Consider the following 15,936-nt stretch of genomic DNA (forward strand, 5'->3'; position numbering starts at 1 on the left):
TCGGAAAAACGAGGAACGAAACCGGGAAAAGCTAAACCGGGACACGCACTATTCAGCTAAACCGGGACACGCACTATTCAGTTATTGAAATGGGGCTACAAAAAGTGCATGTCCCGGTTTGGGTTCGGCTTGGAACGTTGAAAAGTGAGTGTCCTAGTTTGGGTTAGAGCTGGGTAATGATTTTTGCTTGCGGCCAACGCGATTTGGGTAGTTTGGCGTTAAAGTCGTCAGTGGCGGCCTTGCCTATGGCTACCAACACCACGCTTTTTTGTTGTTTGTCATCTAAGCCAAGTTCATCGTTAAGCGCTTGCTGGTCGAAGCCTTCAATTGGTACTGCATCTAACTCCATTGCAGCGCAACCGAGCAGGAAGTTACCAACATTTAGGTACACCTGTTTTTCTGCCCAATGCTGCACATCGTTAAGCTGGTGGTGAAGGCTGATATAGAAGTTGCGAACATCGGCAGCCGTTTGCGCCGCTTCGCGACTTTCGAATCGACCATCTGCTACCTCTTGTCGAACTAACGCTTCAACATATTCATCAGACAAGTCTGTGTTCACACAAAAGGCCACGACTGCCGCAGCGTTAAGAATTTTCGGGTGGTTACTAGCAAACTGCCCATGCGCAGCACTGGCTAACCGAGCTTTGCCTGCATTCGTAACAGCCAAGTAAAAATGCCATGGCTGCGAGTTAACGCTAGATGGGCTGAGTTGTAACAGTGACCGCAACTCATTTAGCTGCTCGCTAGATAACACAAAGTTAGGGTCGAACGCTTTGGTGGCATAACGGCGTTTTGCCACCGATAAAATATTCATGTGTAATAATTTCCAATTAATTAAATTTTAAGAATAAATATTTAAATAAATAGGATAAATACGAATATAAATACAGCCCAAAAAACTAAAAGTTCAGTAGTGCTAAGACCCAACAAATAAACTTGCTGTTCACAACAAATAACCAACCGGTAATGGTCTAGACCACTTTAATACTTTTGCAACCAGCCTGCCACAAGTTGGTCACCTACCTTCCCTACAGTCGCCTGTGTTTCACAACAATTAAAGGACACAGGTCATGTTTAAGAAGCTTGCAACCTCCGCAGCGGTTTTATTTGCTGCTAACACAGCACTTGCAGAAGTAGAGATCCAATTTTGGCATGCCATGGGCGGCGCGCTAGGCGAAACCGTAAATGAAATTGCCGGTCAGTTTAACAACGCCCAAAGCGACTACAAGTTAGTACCAGTATTCAAGGGTAGCTACGAAGAGACCATGACAGCGGGCATCAGTGCGTTCCGCGCTGGTGAAGCACCGCATATCATTCAAATTTTTGATGCTGGTGCTGCCACCATCATTAACGCACCGGGTGCGGCACGCTCAGTGGAAGATGTTATGGCATCTGCCGGTTTAGACTTCGACCGTACTGACTACATTTCTGGTGTGCGCTCTTTTTATGCCGATGCCGACGGCAAAATGATTGGCATGCCATTTAACAGCTCAACCCCTGTGCTGTACTACAACAAGGCCCACCTAAACGCAGCCGGTGTGCAACCACCAGCAACTTGGGAAGAGTTTGAGGCTATCGCTAACTCGCTTAAAGACAATGGCCACATTGCCTTAGCGCAATCGCATACGCCGTGGATCTTTTTCGAGAACTTCCACTCGCGCCACAACTTGCAGTTAGCCGATGCGCAAAACGGCTTCGATGGCCTACCCACTGAAATCATGTACAACAATGATGCGCTAGCCATGCACCTTGGCAAGGTAAAAGCATGGAAGGATGCTGGCTATTATGGCTACTTCGGCCAAAGCTGGGACGACAACCAGGACGCATTCGTGAAAGAAGAAGTGTCTATGTGGCTGGGTTCTTCTGGTTCATTCGGTGGCCTTAAGCAGTCTGCCGACTTCGACTTTGGCACTACCTTCTTGCCTTATTGGGAGTCGGTTAACGAGAACGCGGGCAACACCTTTATTGGTGGTGCGGCACTATTTGCCATGAGCGGCCACAGCAGTGAAGAAGAAGCCGGTATCGCAACATTCTTCGACTTCCTAACCCAGCCTGAAACCCAGTACTTCTGGCACCGCGAAACAGGTTATGTGCCGGTTACCAATGCAGCGTATGAGCTAGCCAAAACTGAAGGCTACTACGCAGAAAACCCAGATGCGGAAGTAGGTGTACAGCAACTTAGCTTGCCAGGTGGTGAGTGGTCGAAGGGCTACCGTTTGGGCTTCTACGTGCAAACGCGCGAAGTCATTTACCGCGAAATGGACAAGCTAATGGCAGGCGACACCACACCAGAGCGCGCCTTGAGCGAAATTGAAAAAGCCGCTAATCAGAACCTAGCGCGCTTTGCTCGCACTGTTCAATAGGCCAAGCAATCGAAACAAGCCTACGCGCCCAGCTCAACTGGGTTGGGCGCACCACATATAACTGGGAGACATAGGTGACTGCGCAAAAACAAAAGCTGCCACATGGTATTACTCCGTACTTATTCATCTTGCCGCAGCTGGTCATTATTGCCGTGTTCTTTTTCTGGCCTGCCGCTCAGGCTGTGCATATGAGCTTTATGCTAGAAGACCCTTGGGGCTTGGCGTCACAGTTTGTTGGGTTTGAAAACTACGCCCTACTGTTTAGTGATAGCTCCTATGGCCGCAGCTTTATTTTTACCCTGGTGTTTTCATTTTTGGTGTCGCTCATTTCTTTGGCACTTGCGCTATTGTTGGCAGTGAAGGCCAACAGCGTATTGCGAGCCCAGAAATCGTATCGTGTACTGCTTACCTGGGTATATGCCGTGGCGCCAGCCGTTGCGGGCTTGGGCGCCTACTTTATTTTTAACCGCCAGATTGGCGTGCTGTCGCAAGCGTTTAACGACATGGGCTGGGCGTTTAACCCCGAAACCGACCCATTCGACGCATCGTTTATGCTCATATTGGTAGCGGTATGGAAGCAAGTGCCGGTCAACTTTATTTTCTTCTTGGCCGGCTTACAAAGCATACCCAAATCATTACAAGAAGCCGCTCAAATCGACTGCCAAAGTGATAGTAAGCGCTTTTTCACCATTACCTTTCCATTGCTTGCACCAACCAGTTTTTTCTTATTGGTGATTAACCTAACGTATGCGTTTTTCGAAACCTTCGGGCTGATCGACACCCTAACCCAAGGCCGCCCCGCCGGCGCCACCACCACCTTGGTGTACAAGGTCTACCAAGACGGCTTTCTAGGTGCCGATTTAGGCTCAAGCTCAGCCCAGTCGGTCATTTTGATGATTCTGGTGTTAGTACTCACTGCCATTCAATTCCGCTTTATTGAACGGCGCGTGCATTACTAGCGCAAACAAATAAAACGAGGACACGCACCAAAGCAAAAAGTGGGGGCCTCGATTAGGTGAAGAAAGTGCGTGTCCTGAATTCAAACGGTGCGTGTCCTACTTTATGAGAGCAAGCATATGAAGAAGTTATTGGATCATGGAATTTTAATTGCCGGGGTGCTGTTTTTGCTCACCCCCCTGTATTTGCTGTTTGTTAGCTCCACCCACGAGGTAGACACGCTCATTCGCGATGGTTTGCAGTGGTTGCCTGGCAGCCAAGGGTTAGCCGCATATGAAAAAGCGCTGAATCAGTCGTTAGGGTTTAGTGGCGAAGCCACGGGGTGGCGCATGCTATTTAATTCGCTAGTGATGGGGCTAGGCTTTGCCATTGGTAAAATTATTGTGTCGATGGCGGCGGCGTATGCCATTGTTTATTTTCGCTTGCCGCTTGCGAGCTTCTTCTTTTGGGCCATTTTCACTACCTTGTTGCTGCCTTTAGAGGTGCGAATCATCCCGTCTTATGCCGTGGTCAGTGACCTTGGTTTGCTCAATAGCTACACCGGCTTAATTTTGCCTTTAATCGCCTCGGCAACCGCAACATTTTACTTCCGCCAGTTTTACAAAACCGTGCCCGACGAACTGCTAGAGGCCGCTTTGTTAGACAACACCGGCCCGGTAAGATTTTTTATCGACATTCTTGTGCCGCTGTCACGCACCATGATGGCAGCCATTTTCATCATTATGTTTGTGGTGGGCTGGAACCAATATCTGTGGCCACTCATTATGACCACAGAAGAAAGCTACACCACCATAGTGATGGGCCTTAAAAATATTCTCAGCACCGTGCGCGACAGCCACATTCCACCCTACGACGTGGCCTTCGCCATGATTATTCTAGCCATGCTGCCACCAGTATTGGTGGTCATCATCTTCCAAAAATGGTTCGTGAAGGGCCTAGTGGAGAGCGAAAAATGAGCAAACAATTAAACATTTCTCAACTCGTAAAATGCTACGGCAATAACGACCCCGCCGTACAGGGCTTCAACCTTGCGGTCGAAGAAGGCGAGTTCATCGTATTAGTTGGCCCGTCTGGCTGCGGTAAATCTACCATTTTGCGAAGCATTGCTGGCCTAGAGACCATTACCAGTGGCAGCATTTCGCTTGCCGGTAAAGACGTTACCCACCTGGCACCCGCCAAACGCGACATTGCCATGGTGTTTCAAAACTATGCCCTCTACCCGCACATGAGCGTGTATGAAAACCTAGCCTACGGGCTAAAAAACCGCGGTTACAACAAGGCCGATATAGAACAACGCGTGCAGCAAGCCGCAGCAATGCTGCAAATTACTGACTACCTGCCACGTAAACCAAAAGCGCTTTCTGGTGGCCAACGCCAGCGCGTTGCAATGGGGCGTGCCATGGTGCGAGAACCGGCACTATTTTTGTTCGATGAGCCATTATCGAACCTCGACGCCAAGCTGCGCGCCCACATGCGCCTAGAAATTAAAAAGCTGCAAAAGCGCTTAGGCGTTACGTCTATTTATGTTACCCACGATCAAGTAGAGGCGATGACCCTAGCTGATCGAATTGTGGTACTGAATGGCGGTAAAGTAGAGCAAATTGGCACCCCAGAAGAGATCTATCACAATCCGGCGAGCCACTTTGTTGCCAGCTTTATGGGCACCCCCGCGATGAATTTCTTGCCGGTAACCGCTTTAGGCAACAACGTTGTACGCTTACCCAACGCACAAGAACTTCACCTAAACAATGTACCCAATAACGAGCATTTATTAATAGGTGTACGCCCAGAGCACATAGACCTGCATGGGCATCAAGTGAAAGTAGAAATTAACCTGACTGAGGAACTGGGTGCCAGCCGCCTAATACATTGCCAAGTAGGTGAACACCCACTAACTGTTGCTACCAACGAACCAATCACCAAGTTTAACGCCATCGCGTTTAATCAATACTATTGGTTCGACAGTAAAACTGGTGCACGCCTTGGCGATAGCCAGTTTATAGAGGAAGAAGCTGCACGAGCGTAATAATAAAAGCCCCAAATAATAGGGGCTTTATCGAAACACTTATTTAGTGACTTGCGCTTCACACAGACAAGTTAGTAATTATTGATATATATTTTCCATCCTTAAAACTTCAACATCACCTGTAACAGGGTCTTTCTCTAGGCTAGAAATATAATAATTACCATTATTTTTGTATAACAACTTTTCGCCAACGACATCCATGAAAAAATATGGCCCTGTGCTTTCTAATAATTTCTCTCTATCCGCATAAGAATCTGAAGGATCCTTTAAAGCGAATAGATAAATCCCACCAAGATCACTAGAACTAAGCACCACGCCCGACGGCAAAACCTTTAAGTATTGATGTGCTAGATTTTTAGGGTCGCCAAACTGCATTGCATATAGTTTATCCGACCAAAAAAATGAGCCATCTTTAATCCCAAATAAGTCGCCTTTGTAATCAACAATGAAAACCTTACCGTCATATTCAGCAATATTCTGAATCCAAAACTCTGGAACCATCTCGGTCAACTTGCCTTCAAGTGACGTATCCTGAGTAATTAACTCAGTGCCCTGAGCGGTGCCGTCGCTGAGATAGAAGTTATTACTAGTTCGTACCAAAAGGCGCTTGCCCGTAGAATAAATATAACTGTATAAACTCTCACTATTCGCTACTAAGTCAACCAGCTCAAAACCCAAACTTGTTGATCTATATAGTTTATTGTCTGACCCTATATAGTAGAGCGCGTTATTAAAGTACTGCCAGCTTCCTTCTCTGCCATTAAGGACTGTTGGGGCATTCACTAGGTTGCCTTCAATATCTGTAACTTTAGCTTCCACAAGTGCGCCACTTTCATCGCGCTGCCATAGGCTATGTTCTTTTGAGTCAAGATCTTCAAACACGACAAATAGGCTATTTTCTGAAGAATCCTGACTTGGAACGACGAAATAGTCGACAAACACTAACGTTCCGAAAAAAGTTCCTAGATCTACCATTACTTTGCTTCCTTCTGTAGTGCCGTCAGAAACAACTATTTGCGGAGCAAATTCAGCGGCGTTTAGGGCAATAAAATAAAGCACGCCGCCCACTTCTTTAAGGTTGGTAGGGAACAGTAAATCGTCCAGCCATCCGCCAGCTAATGGAAATGTCCCATGCATGCTGCCATCTGTCATCCATATTTTCTCGTAACTAAAATCCATTGGATTCGGAGCAACAAGAGGCCCTGGGCTTTCATTACTTGCTGGGTTAATCGCACCAACAAAGGCAAACACCCCGCCTACCTTATGTGTTTCCTGTCGATTATTGTTAAACCTTGTGAAAACCTGATCATCAGGTCCCCAACTCACTGGCATTCCCTGATATTCAATCGGCCTAATATCACCATTTCCTAACCATTGATGCATTTCATCCTCTGTCATATCAGAAGCACTAAGGGGGTAAAACTCAAACGAAGTGTCTTCGGTGACAAATGAACGAGACATCACAACTGGCTCATTACTATTAGGATCGAATATCGTTGCATCTACCTGGTAATTGGTATTCACCGCTAAAGGTGCTACGGGCGAGAAAAATATTCTTGGCTGATCATTGGAGTGGTCTACGATGGTTAGTCCATAAACCTCCATACCATCGTTAAGCTGGCCTGGCTCGTGCACACTTACTTTGATGGCATCTTCTGCCACATTAGTAATGCGATCGCTCAGCTCAATACTAATTTCAGTGCTCAGGCTGGCCGCTTCAAGTGAACCATCAACGATCATGTCGCCAAACGAAACTTTAGGCTGCTGTATGGTGGCAATGGCATTTTCTAGCACCGCATAGCCAGTGACTTGCACAACAAACTGCTCAAACGGCTCATAGTTGGTATCCACTAAAGTTGGCACTGCAATCGTTTGGCTTGTTTCACCCTCTGCAAAATCAACTCGACCAGAAGTAAACACGTAGTCTTCGCCTGCTTGCGCCACCCCATTTTGCGTTACATAACGCAATGACATGGCTTGCTCAGCTGGGCGATCAAGCGTGACGGTAAATACCGCATCTTCACCTTCTGTGGCTACTACATTTGCCACGGTGAAACCAACGCCCTGTGCATCAGTGCCGTTACAAAGCACGGCTTCGGCGGCGGTGGCTGGGTCAATCACACCATCACTGTTGGCATCGACGCCGCTAGTAATACGTTGCCCGCCATTAGCACACACTGCCCCCTTGGCAATGGCTTCGGTAACAATCAGCGGCGTTAAACCATCAGCTCCGTCTTGCCCGCTAACGCCGTCTTGGCCATCAGTACCGTCTTTGCCATCAGCGCCATCATTGCCTGCGAGCCCTTGACTACCCTCTTCTCCATTACAAAGTAATGCTTCGGCCGAGACTTCATCACCTGTGAGCTGCCCGTCGTCGTCATTGTCGAAGCCGGTGCGAATCACACTGCCGCCCTGCGAACAAGATGCACTACTAGCAGGTGAAACCAGAACAAGTGGCGTTAGCCCATTTTGGCCATCTTGGCCGTTACAAATTACCTGTGAGGCCGTTACCTCACTCGCATCCAGAACATTATTGCCGTTGGCGTCAATGCCCATGTCAATCACTTCACCACCGTTGGGGCACTGACTTACATCCGCAACATTAGTGGTGAACAAACTTGATGGACTGGTTTCAATGGTAGGCGCTTCAGTAGCGCTTTCTTCTGATGAGTTACAACCTGCTAGTACCAAACTGGCCGCTAGAGTTGTTATTACGAACCGTGTTTTCATGAGTACCGCCTTCCTTTATTCTTTCGAACATTCCTCACTGCACAGCACGGCAGCGCTTGTAGTCCGGCATGTGCCAGCGGTAAGCGTTACCATGTGCAAACGTAACGTCAATAATAGGTACAAACAAAGGGGTAGTTGATACACTGCGTCTTAGAATTTTTGCAGTTCGTATTTTTTTCAAAGGTGAGATTGCTATGGATAGGCTAGAGGTATTGTTTCAGCATTTTTCGGCAAAAGCCCATACATTTCGTACCGGCTTTGTTTGCGGTAATTTTGATGTAAACGATACCACCAACCCAGAACAAGTGGGCCAGCTACATTTAGTCCGTGAAGGCAATGTAAAAGTAATTCACGGAAATGGCACGGTTTATAACATTAGCGAACCAAGTTTAATTTTTTATCCACGTTACTTTTCTCACCGCTTTGAAATGGACGCTCAAATGGTATGTGCGCAAGTTACCTTTGAAGGCAAACAAGCCAACCCAATTTGCGCAGCTCTTCCGGATGTAATGCACATTCCATTAAGCCAGCTTAAGCATAGTGAAGCGGTACTCAACTTACTGTTTGCCGAGGCGGAGTCGTCAAACGATGGCAAGCAAGTGGTGATCAATGGCCTAATGGAAGTACTACTTGTACAAGTAATTCGCCAACTGATCAGCTCGGGGGAGGTGAAGCTCGGCACATTGTCGGGGCTCAATAACGACAAAATAAAACGTGCTATATCAGCCATTCACGATGCACCGAGTAAAGAGTGGACTGTGGAGTTATTAGCAGGTGAAGCAGGCGTTTCACGCAGTGTGTTCGCCGACCTATTTCGCCAAACAACAGGCATGACGCCGGCGAAATACCTGCAAAACTGGCGCATCACCTTGGTAAAAAAGTGGTTGCTTGCTGACCAACCACTAAAGCTTATCGCCGAGGATGCAGGATACAAAAGCGAATCATCGCTATCGCGCGCATTCAAAGCCCAATGCGGCATGTCGCCCAAACAGTGGCTAGCAGCCGAAAAATACCGAGACCAGTAAACCCATTTCAGGACACGCACCTTTCACGACCCTAAACGGGGACACGCACCGTTTGCACCTAATCCAGGTACAATAGCGCCAAACCAAATTACCTAGGCGTTAGCATGCAATACCAAACCGTGCTTATTATTGGCTACGTGTGGCCAGAACCCAACTCGTCGGCGGCGGGCAAACGCATGCTCGACCTGATTAACTTTTTTACCGCACGCAGCGAAAAGGTGGCATTCGCTACCCCCGCCCAAGACAGCCCCCACAAAGCCGAGTTGGTAAATGTGGACACGCACGAAATTAAGCTGAACTGCTCAAGCTTTAACGAATTCTGCGCCCAGCTGAACCCGCAAATCGTGATGTTCGACCGTTTTATGATGGAGGAACAGTTTGGTTGGCGGGTAGCACAAGCCTGCCCGCAAGCCCTACGTATACTGGACACCGAAGACTTACATTGCCTGCGTGATGCGCGCCACCAGCACTTTAAGAAAACTGGCGAAATGTTGCTACAGCCAAACATCGCCCAACTCACCAGCGACGTAGCGAAGCGAGAACTCGCTGCCATTTGGCGCAGCGACCTTACCTTGATGATTTCACCCGTTGAAATACAGCTACTAACACAAACCTTTTCGGTGCATGCGGCACTTCTGCACTACAGCCCATTGTGGCTAAACAAGCTCGAAAATGGCTTGGGCAATGCGGTTGAAAAGTGCGTGTCCTCATTTGAAGATAGCCAAAGCCTTGCCAGTGAAAGGTGCGTGTCCCGGTTTGAGGAGCGCCAGCATTTTGTTTGCATTGGTAGTTTTCGCCATGCGCCAAACTGGGACAGCGTGCTGTGGTTAAATAGCGAAATATGGCCAGCGATTCGCAAGCGCTTGCCCAATGCAGAACTTCATATTTATGGCTCTTACCCACCGCCAAAAGCTACGGCGTTGCACAACCCTAAAAAGGGCTTTCATATTAAAGGCTGGGCCAACGATGCTTTTGAAGTGCTGAGCAAAGCACGAGTTTGTTTAGCACCGCTGCGGTTTGGCGCCGGTATTAAAGGCAAGTTTGTTGATGCCCTGCAAGTAGGCACGCCATCTGTTACTACTTCAATTGGCAGTGAAGGCATGTTTGCGCCTTGGCCTGGGCAAGTTGCGAACGACGTTGATGCCCTTGTGGAAGCCGCGGTACAGCTCTACCAAGACCCAGAGCAATGGCAAACCGCTCACGAGCACGCCAAGCAGCTTGCGGCTCGTTATTATCAAGCAGTAGCTTACCAAGCCGAACTCGCCGCGCGGCTAGACCAACTGCTTAGCGAGCTAGAAACGCACAGAGCCAACAACTTTATTGGCGCCATGCTGCAGCATCAAACGCTAAAGAGCACCCAATATATGAGCCAATGGATTGAACAAAAGCAGCTAAATGCCCAGAAACAATAAAGCCCCGCAGTGCGGGGCTTGGTAGGTTTTGCGAATTGGCTCTCTTACAGCACCACTCGCTCGTTTTTTACTTCAATTACCTTCACCTCTTGCGTATCCGCATCAAGCGTTACCAAGTCGGTTAGGTAGTAGGTCGTTTTATTAGAGCTGTCTTTGACTGAGTACAACAGCATGTCACCTACTAGGCCTTCTAAAGTGATGTTACCCATCTCAACGGCAACCGTTGGAGTAGCGCCGTTTTCTAGTGGCGTGGCATCGGTAAATAACCATAGGCCTTGCGTGCCATTAAAATCACCGGCGACCACCACACCTGCTGGGGTGCTGATGAGGCCGCTGGTGGAGTTGAATACCGCGACCATTTGCTCTGAGCTGGCAGCTCGCAGGTAGCTCTCACCGCTTACGCTTAAAATAAACACATCAGCCCCTAACTGAGCCGTTGAGTTCGAAGCAGCTAAACCATCCTGATTAACAGTTTGACTAGCTGTTACCCCATCATACGAATAAGCGAATCGACCACCGTTGTCTGGCTCTGCCGTAAAGAACAGTTGCTCGCCGATCACTTGTAGGTTTTGGAAATCGGATGATTTTTTATTAACCCCATTAGTTTCAACGGCTAGCTCAACACCACCTGTGGTTAACCGGTATAGCTCTTCATCTACAAAAGTATTCATTTCGGCAATGAAATACAGTTGCCCTTGGAATGGAGTTAGGTTACTCAACGAAATCAATCCATTCTCGACTAGTTGCAGCGCTTCGTTGCTAGCGTTAACTGACCACAGTTTAGGAACGCCTGATTGATCCACCACATAATACAAAGCCTCGCCAGCAACAGTTAACTCGCTAATCTCAGCTGCTTCTGTGCCAGCAATGGCCACTGTATTGGCAGCCGTGCCATCCGTTTTCCACAGTTGCTGCTCAGTGCCGGTTGCATCGTTGGCAGTGAAATATAGCTCGCCGTTAAATACCGTGAAGTTGCCAGGGTTGGTGGCAATGGCGGCACCTTCTTCATCGGTTAACAAGCGCGTACCGTGGCTACTGCCATCGCTTACGTACAGTTGGCTATCGGCTTGTGTTGCGTCTGTTACTACAGAGCCTGCAAAGAAGTATTGGCCATTAAACTCGATGCCATTGCCGGCAAATGTAAGTGGTGCATTGCCTGCTTTAATTTCGCGCGCTGTGCCTTCCTCTAGCCACTGCCATAGGTTGGTAGCGCCTTGTAGTGGCAGTACTGATGCATTGCGATAAGCATACGCTTGGCTTTCGGTGGTAAAGCTTACCTCAGCAAGGTTTTTTGCTTCACTTAGGCCCATTGTGGTAACCGGCTTCACTGCAACGGTATAAGTGGTGCCCAAAGCTAACGAGGCACTTGGGGTAAAGCTAAGTGTTGGTTTGCCATCTACGAACGCGTAGTTTGCTTCGCCTAATACCACCGCGCCGTCAGCCGAGGTAACAACAATGCCATCGCCTGCAATTTCATTAATCTGGTCACTCAGTTCAATTACCACATTGGTACCAACCAGTGCATTGCCATTAGCATTGGTTTGCACGGTAAGCGGCTGGGCAACAAACGCTGGCTGGGTGATTTCAGCAAAAGCCGTGAGGTTTTCACCAAAACCAGAGACTTGCAGCATGAACAGCTCATTGTTCTCGAATTGCGTGTCTTTTAGTGTTTGTACAACAACTGTTTTACTTACTTCCCCTGGCTGGAAAACTAATTTGCCAGCACTTAATAGGTAATCCTCGCCTTCTTTCGCTGATGAGCTTAGCGTGCTGTAATAAAACTCGGTCGCTGCTTGTGATGGATCATTCAACGTTACAGCAAAGCTTGCCTTGTCACCTTCCAGTACAATAGGGTTGCTAATGGTTAGTGAATTACTCACGCCGCTCCCAGAGCCGTTGCGGCCGTTACAAATATAACTTCCACTGGTAATTTCAGCTTCTTCCAAAATATTATTGCGGTTGCTGTCTAACCCTGCAGTAATTCGTTGGCCACCATTCGCACAATTTAGCCCAGCCGACTCTGGTATCACCTTAACCAGCGTATTGAGCCCGTTTTCACCATCAACCCCGTTTTGCCCGGCGGGGCCTCGTGAACCTGAGCTACTACCGTCACGTCCATCGGAGCCGTCTTCACCGTTGCAAATGTACTTAGTTTGAGCAATTTCAGTGGCGTTGAGTACCGCGTCGCTGTTGTTATCTGGGCCCACATCAACTTTAACGCCACCATTTCGGCAATGGATACCGGCAGACTCGTCGGTTACTGCAATCAATGTGGTTACGCCATCTTTTCCAGGCTGACCGTTTTGACCATCAGCACCATCCTGCCCATTGCTGCCATCTACACCGTCTTTGCCATCCTTACCGTTGGCGCCATCCTTACCGTCAACACCATTACAGATCAATTCAGAGTTAGTGACTTCAGCGTCATCTAATACGCCGTTACTGTTTAGGTCGAAGCCAAGGTCGACCTGCACACCACCATTCCCGCAGCGCTCATCTGCAACGGCTAACGAACGCGACATAATGGCTGCTGCGGGTGCAACTTGTTGTGATTGATTATTGCTCGGCTCTTTTTCTACTCGATCAACTTGCCCACGCTCACAGCCAGTCAGGGTGAACATTAGTGTTGTTATTAATACTGGAATTGAAACTTTAGACATCCCAAGTCTCCACATTTTCTTCCTTCAAATATGAGAAAAGCCCCGCAGTGCGGGGCTTGGTAGGTTTTGCGAATTGGCTCTCTTACAGCACCACTCGCTCGTTTTTTACTTCAATTACCTTCACCTCTTGCGTATACGCATCGAGCGTTACCAAGTCGGTTAGGTAGTAGGTCGTTACTTTGCTGTTTTCAACTGAGTACAACAGCATGTCACCTACTAGGCCTTCTAAAGTGATATTACCCGCTTCAGCGGCAACCGTTGGAGTAGCGCCGTTTTCTAGTGGCGTGGCATCGGTAAATAACCATAGGCCTTGCGTGCCATTAAAATCACCGGCGACCACCACACCTGCTGAGGTGCTGATGAGGCCGCTGGTGGAGTTAAATACCGCGACCATTTGCTCTGAGCTGGCAGCTCGCAGGTAGCTCGCACCACTTTCACTTAAAATAAACACATCAGCCCCTAACTGAGCCGTTGAGTTCGAGACAGCTAAACCATCCTGGTTAACAGTTTGACTAGCTGTTACCCCATCATACAAGTAAGCGAATCGACCACCGTTGTCTGGCTCTGCCGTAAAGAACAGTTGCTCGCCGATCACTTGTAGGTTTTGGAAATCGGATGATTTGTTGGGGACTTTGTTTAATTCTAGCGCGCTCTCAATATTACCCTCAGATACTTTGAATAATTCATCTCCTTCGGATCGAGCTCGATATCCAACAAAATAAACAGTGCTGTTAAAGACTGTCATCTGACTCACATAATCTACCTGTTTTGCACTTGGCAGCTGAGCCGCCACGCCAGTTGAATCTAGTGACCAAAGTGAACCACTGCCAGTGCTTGCACCCACCACATAATACAAAGCCTCGCCAACAACGGTTAGCTCGCTAATCTCAGCTGCTTCCGTACCAGCAATGGCCACTGTATTGGCAGCCGTGCCATCCGTTTTCCACAGTTGCTGCTCAGTGCCGGTTGCATTGTTGGCAGTGAAATATAGCTCGCCGTAAAATACCGTGAAGTTGCCAGGGTTGGTGGCAATGGCATTGCCTTCGGCATCGGTTAAAATGCGCGTACCGTGGCTACTGCCATCGCTTACGTACAGTTGGCTATCGGCTTGTGTTGCGTCTGTTACTACAGAGCCTGCAAAGAAGTATTGGCCATTAAACTCGATGCCATTGCCGGCAAATGTAAGTGGTGCATTGCCTGCTTTAATTTCGCGCGCTGTGCCTTCCTCTAGCCACTGCCATAGGTTGGTAGCGCCTTGTAATGGTAGAACCGACGCATTGCGATAAGCATACGCTTGGCTTTCGGTGGTAAAGCTTACATCAGCTAGCGTTTTTTCTTCATTTAGCCCTAATGTGGTAACTGGCTTCACCGCTACGGTATAAGTGGTGCCTAGTGCTAACGAGGCACTTGGAGTAAAGCTAAGCGTTGGTTTGCCATCTACAAGCGCGTAGTTTGCTTCGCCTAATACCACCGCGCCGTCAGCCGAGGTAACAACAATGCCATCGCCTGCAATTTCATTAATCTGGTCACTCAGTTCAATTACCACATTGGTACCAACCAGTGCATTGCCATTAGCATTGGCTTGCACGGTAAGCGGCTGGGCAACAAACGCTGGCTGGGTGATTTTTGCCACACCAGTTGCTTGCGTACCCGCACCAGAAACTTGCAAGGTAAAGTATTCATTACCTTCAAAAATTGTATCGGTATTTACTGATACCTGTACTTTTTTAGGTTCTGTGCTGCCTGCAGTAAAGGTCACTTCGCCAACGGTAAGGGTGTAGTCTTCACCGGCTACTGCGTTGGCGTTTTGGGTGGTGTAGAAGAAGCTAGTATCCACTGCTGGTGCTTCAGCAAGCGTAATAGTGAACTCGGCTGAGTTGCCCTCGGCAACGGTTACATCGGTAACATTAATTAGGGTATTCGCATTGGTGCCGTTTTGGCCATTCGCACCGTCTTGTCCATTCGTACCATCTTCACCGTTACATACTTTGGCAGTGGTTGCGGTGGCTGGGTCGGCAGTGCCATCACTGTCGGCATCTAAGCCGCTTGTAATCAGGTGACCGCCGTTTTTGCAGTCGGCATCGTTGGCTGGCAGTGGAGCGATGTTGATGACGGTATTAACGCCGTCTTTGCCTGGCTCGCCTTTATCGCCTTTATCGCCTTTATCGCCTTTATCGCCAGAAGCACCATCAGTGCCATTGCAAATAACGGCCGTGGCTGGGTTTTCGTCGTCGGTCAATTTGCCGTCTTCGTTGGCATCAATCCCGCTTAGTACTAGGTTGCCACCGGCTGGGCATTGCTCAGGAGTAGCTGGCTCTACCAGTAAAATGCTACTGGCACCGTCGTTACCATTCGTGCCATTGCAAATGAGCTGAGTGGAGGTCACTTCGCTGTCGTCGAGCGTGGCATTGCCGTTGGTGTCGAGCCCAAGCTCTATTTGTGTACCGCCAGCGGCGCATTGCTCGGTGGTAGCTGCTTGGGTGCGCGTTAATACGGCTGCTGCAACTGTTTGCTGATTGTCGCTCGCACCAGGCTGGGTTTGTGTTGGGTCGCTTGAGGTTTCACTACCACAAGCGGTTAAACCGATAATGGCGGTAATGGCCATTGCACTTTTCATGTGCTGCATTGCGTTCTCCTTGAACTTGCACGATTGCTACTTAGGGCGCAGCAGTGCTCACGTCACTTTTTTGTAGCATGCTTAATAATGTGTATTTGTGGCTCAAGGATAACCATATTTTTGCGTGTCCACTATGGTTTGAACAA

10 protein-coding genes are annotated in these 15,936 nt (G+C 48.5%); 6 read left to right on the forward strand and 4 right to left on the reverse strand.

The window, feature by feature from the left end; all coding sequences use genetic code 11:
* Nucleotides 1-163: 163 nt before the first annotated feature.
* Nucleotides 164-814, reverse strand: coding sequence for an oxygen-insensitive NAD(P)H nitroreductase (gene nfsB, locus DUW71_RS15815; RefSeq protein ID WP_119396248.1), 651 nt, complete (start codon nucleotides 812-814; stop codon nucleotides 164-166).
* 256 nt (nucleotides 815-1,070) lie between these two features.
* On the opposite strand from nfsB, the gene DUW71_RS15820 reads away from it, so the two are divergent.
* The 4 genes from DUW71_RS15820 to DUW71_RS15835 all read left to right on the forward strand — a co-directional run bounded on the left by DUW71_RS15820 (nucleotide 1,071) and on the right by DUW71_RS15835 (nucleotide 5,346).
* Nucleotides 1,071-2,363 carry an extracellular solute-binding protein gene (locus DUW71_RS15820; protein WP_119396249.1) on the forward strand — a complete coding sequence of 431 codons (1,293 nt, stop codon included), beginning with the start codon at nucleotides 1,071-1,073 and terminating at the stop codon, nucleotides 2,361-2,363.
* A gap of 74 nt (nucleotides 2,364-2,437) precedes the next feature.
* On the forward strand, nucleotides 2,438-3,322 hold the full coding sequence (locus tag DUW71_RS15825) for an ABC transporter permease subunit (protein ID WP_233546173.1): 885 nt from the start codon (nucleotides 2,438-2,440) through the stop codon (nucleotides 3,320-3,322).
* 117 nt (nucleotides 3,323-3,439) lie between these two features.
* Nucleotides 3,440-4,276, forward strand: a complete 837-nt coding sequence (gene ugpE, locus DUW71_RS15830; RefSeq protein WP_119396250.1) for a sn-glycerol-3-phosphate ABC transporter permease UgpE — start codon at nucleotides 3,440-3,442, stop codon at nucleotides 4,274-4,276.
* Nucleotides 4,273-5,346 carry an ABC transporter ATP-binding protein gene (locus tag DUW71_RS15835; protein ID WP_158584186.1) on the forward strand — a complete coding sequence of 358 codons (1,074 nt, stop codon included), beginning with the start codon at nucleotides 4,273-4,275 and terminating at the stop codon, nucleotides 5,344-5,346. The genes ugpE and DUW71_RS15835 overlap by 4 nt, the downstream gene beginning before the upstream one ends.
* A gap of 78 nt (nucleotides 5,347-5,424) precedes the next feature.
* Here DUW71_RS15835 and DUW71_RS15840 read toward each other — a convergent pair whose 3' ends face one another.
* Nucleotides 5,425-8,076, reverse strand: coding sequence for a DUF7151 family protein (locus DUW71_RS15840; RefSeq protein ID WP_119396252.1), 2,652 nt, complete (start codon nucleotides 8,074-8,076; stop codon nucleotides 5,425-5,427).
* Nucleotides 8,077-8,270: 194 nt separating this feature from the next.
* Here DUW71_RS15840 and DUW71_RS15845 point away from each other — a divergent pair, with 194 nt between their 5' ends.
* Nucleotides 8,271-9,101 carry a helix-turn-helix transcriptional regulator gene (locus tag DUW71_RS15845; RefSeq protein ID WP_119396253.1) on the forward strand — a complete coding sequence of 277 codons (831 nt, stop codon included), beginning with the start codon at nucleotides 8,271-8,273 and terminating at the stop codon, nucleotides 9,099-9,101.
* Between the two features lie 104 nt (nucleotides 9,102-9,205).
* Nucleotides 9,206-10,513: a glycosyltransferase gene (locus DUW71_RS15850; RefSeq protein WP_119396254.1), complete on the forward strand. Its 1,308-nt coding sequence runs from the start codon at nucleotides 9,206-9,208 to the stop codon at nucleotides 10,511-10,513.
* Nucleotides 10,514-10,557: 44 nt separating this feature from the next.
* On the opposite strand, the gene DUW71_RS15855 is transcribed toward DUW71_RS15850, so the two are convergent.
* Nucleotides 10,558-13,173, reverse strand: a complete 2,616-nt coding sequence (locus DUW71_RS15855; protein WP_158584188.1) for a DUF7151 family protein — start codon at nucleotides 13,171-13,173, stop codon at nucleotides 10,558-10,560.
* An 82-nt stretch (nucleotides 13,174-13,255) separates the two neighbouring features.
* Nucleotides 13,256-15,799, reverse strand: coding sequence for a DUF7151 family protein (locus tag DUW71_RS15860; protein ID WP_119396256.1), 2,544 nt, complete (start codon nucleotides 15,797-15,799; stop codon nucleotides 13,256-13,258).
* Nucleotides 15,800-15,936 lie beyond the last annotated feature (137 nt).

This window comes from Salinibius halmophilus (genome assembly GCF_003577475.1).
GTDB lineage: Bacteria > Pseudomonadota > Gammaproteobacteria > Pseudomonadales > Natronospirillaceae > Salinibius > Salinibius halmophilus.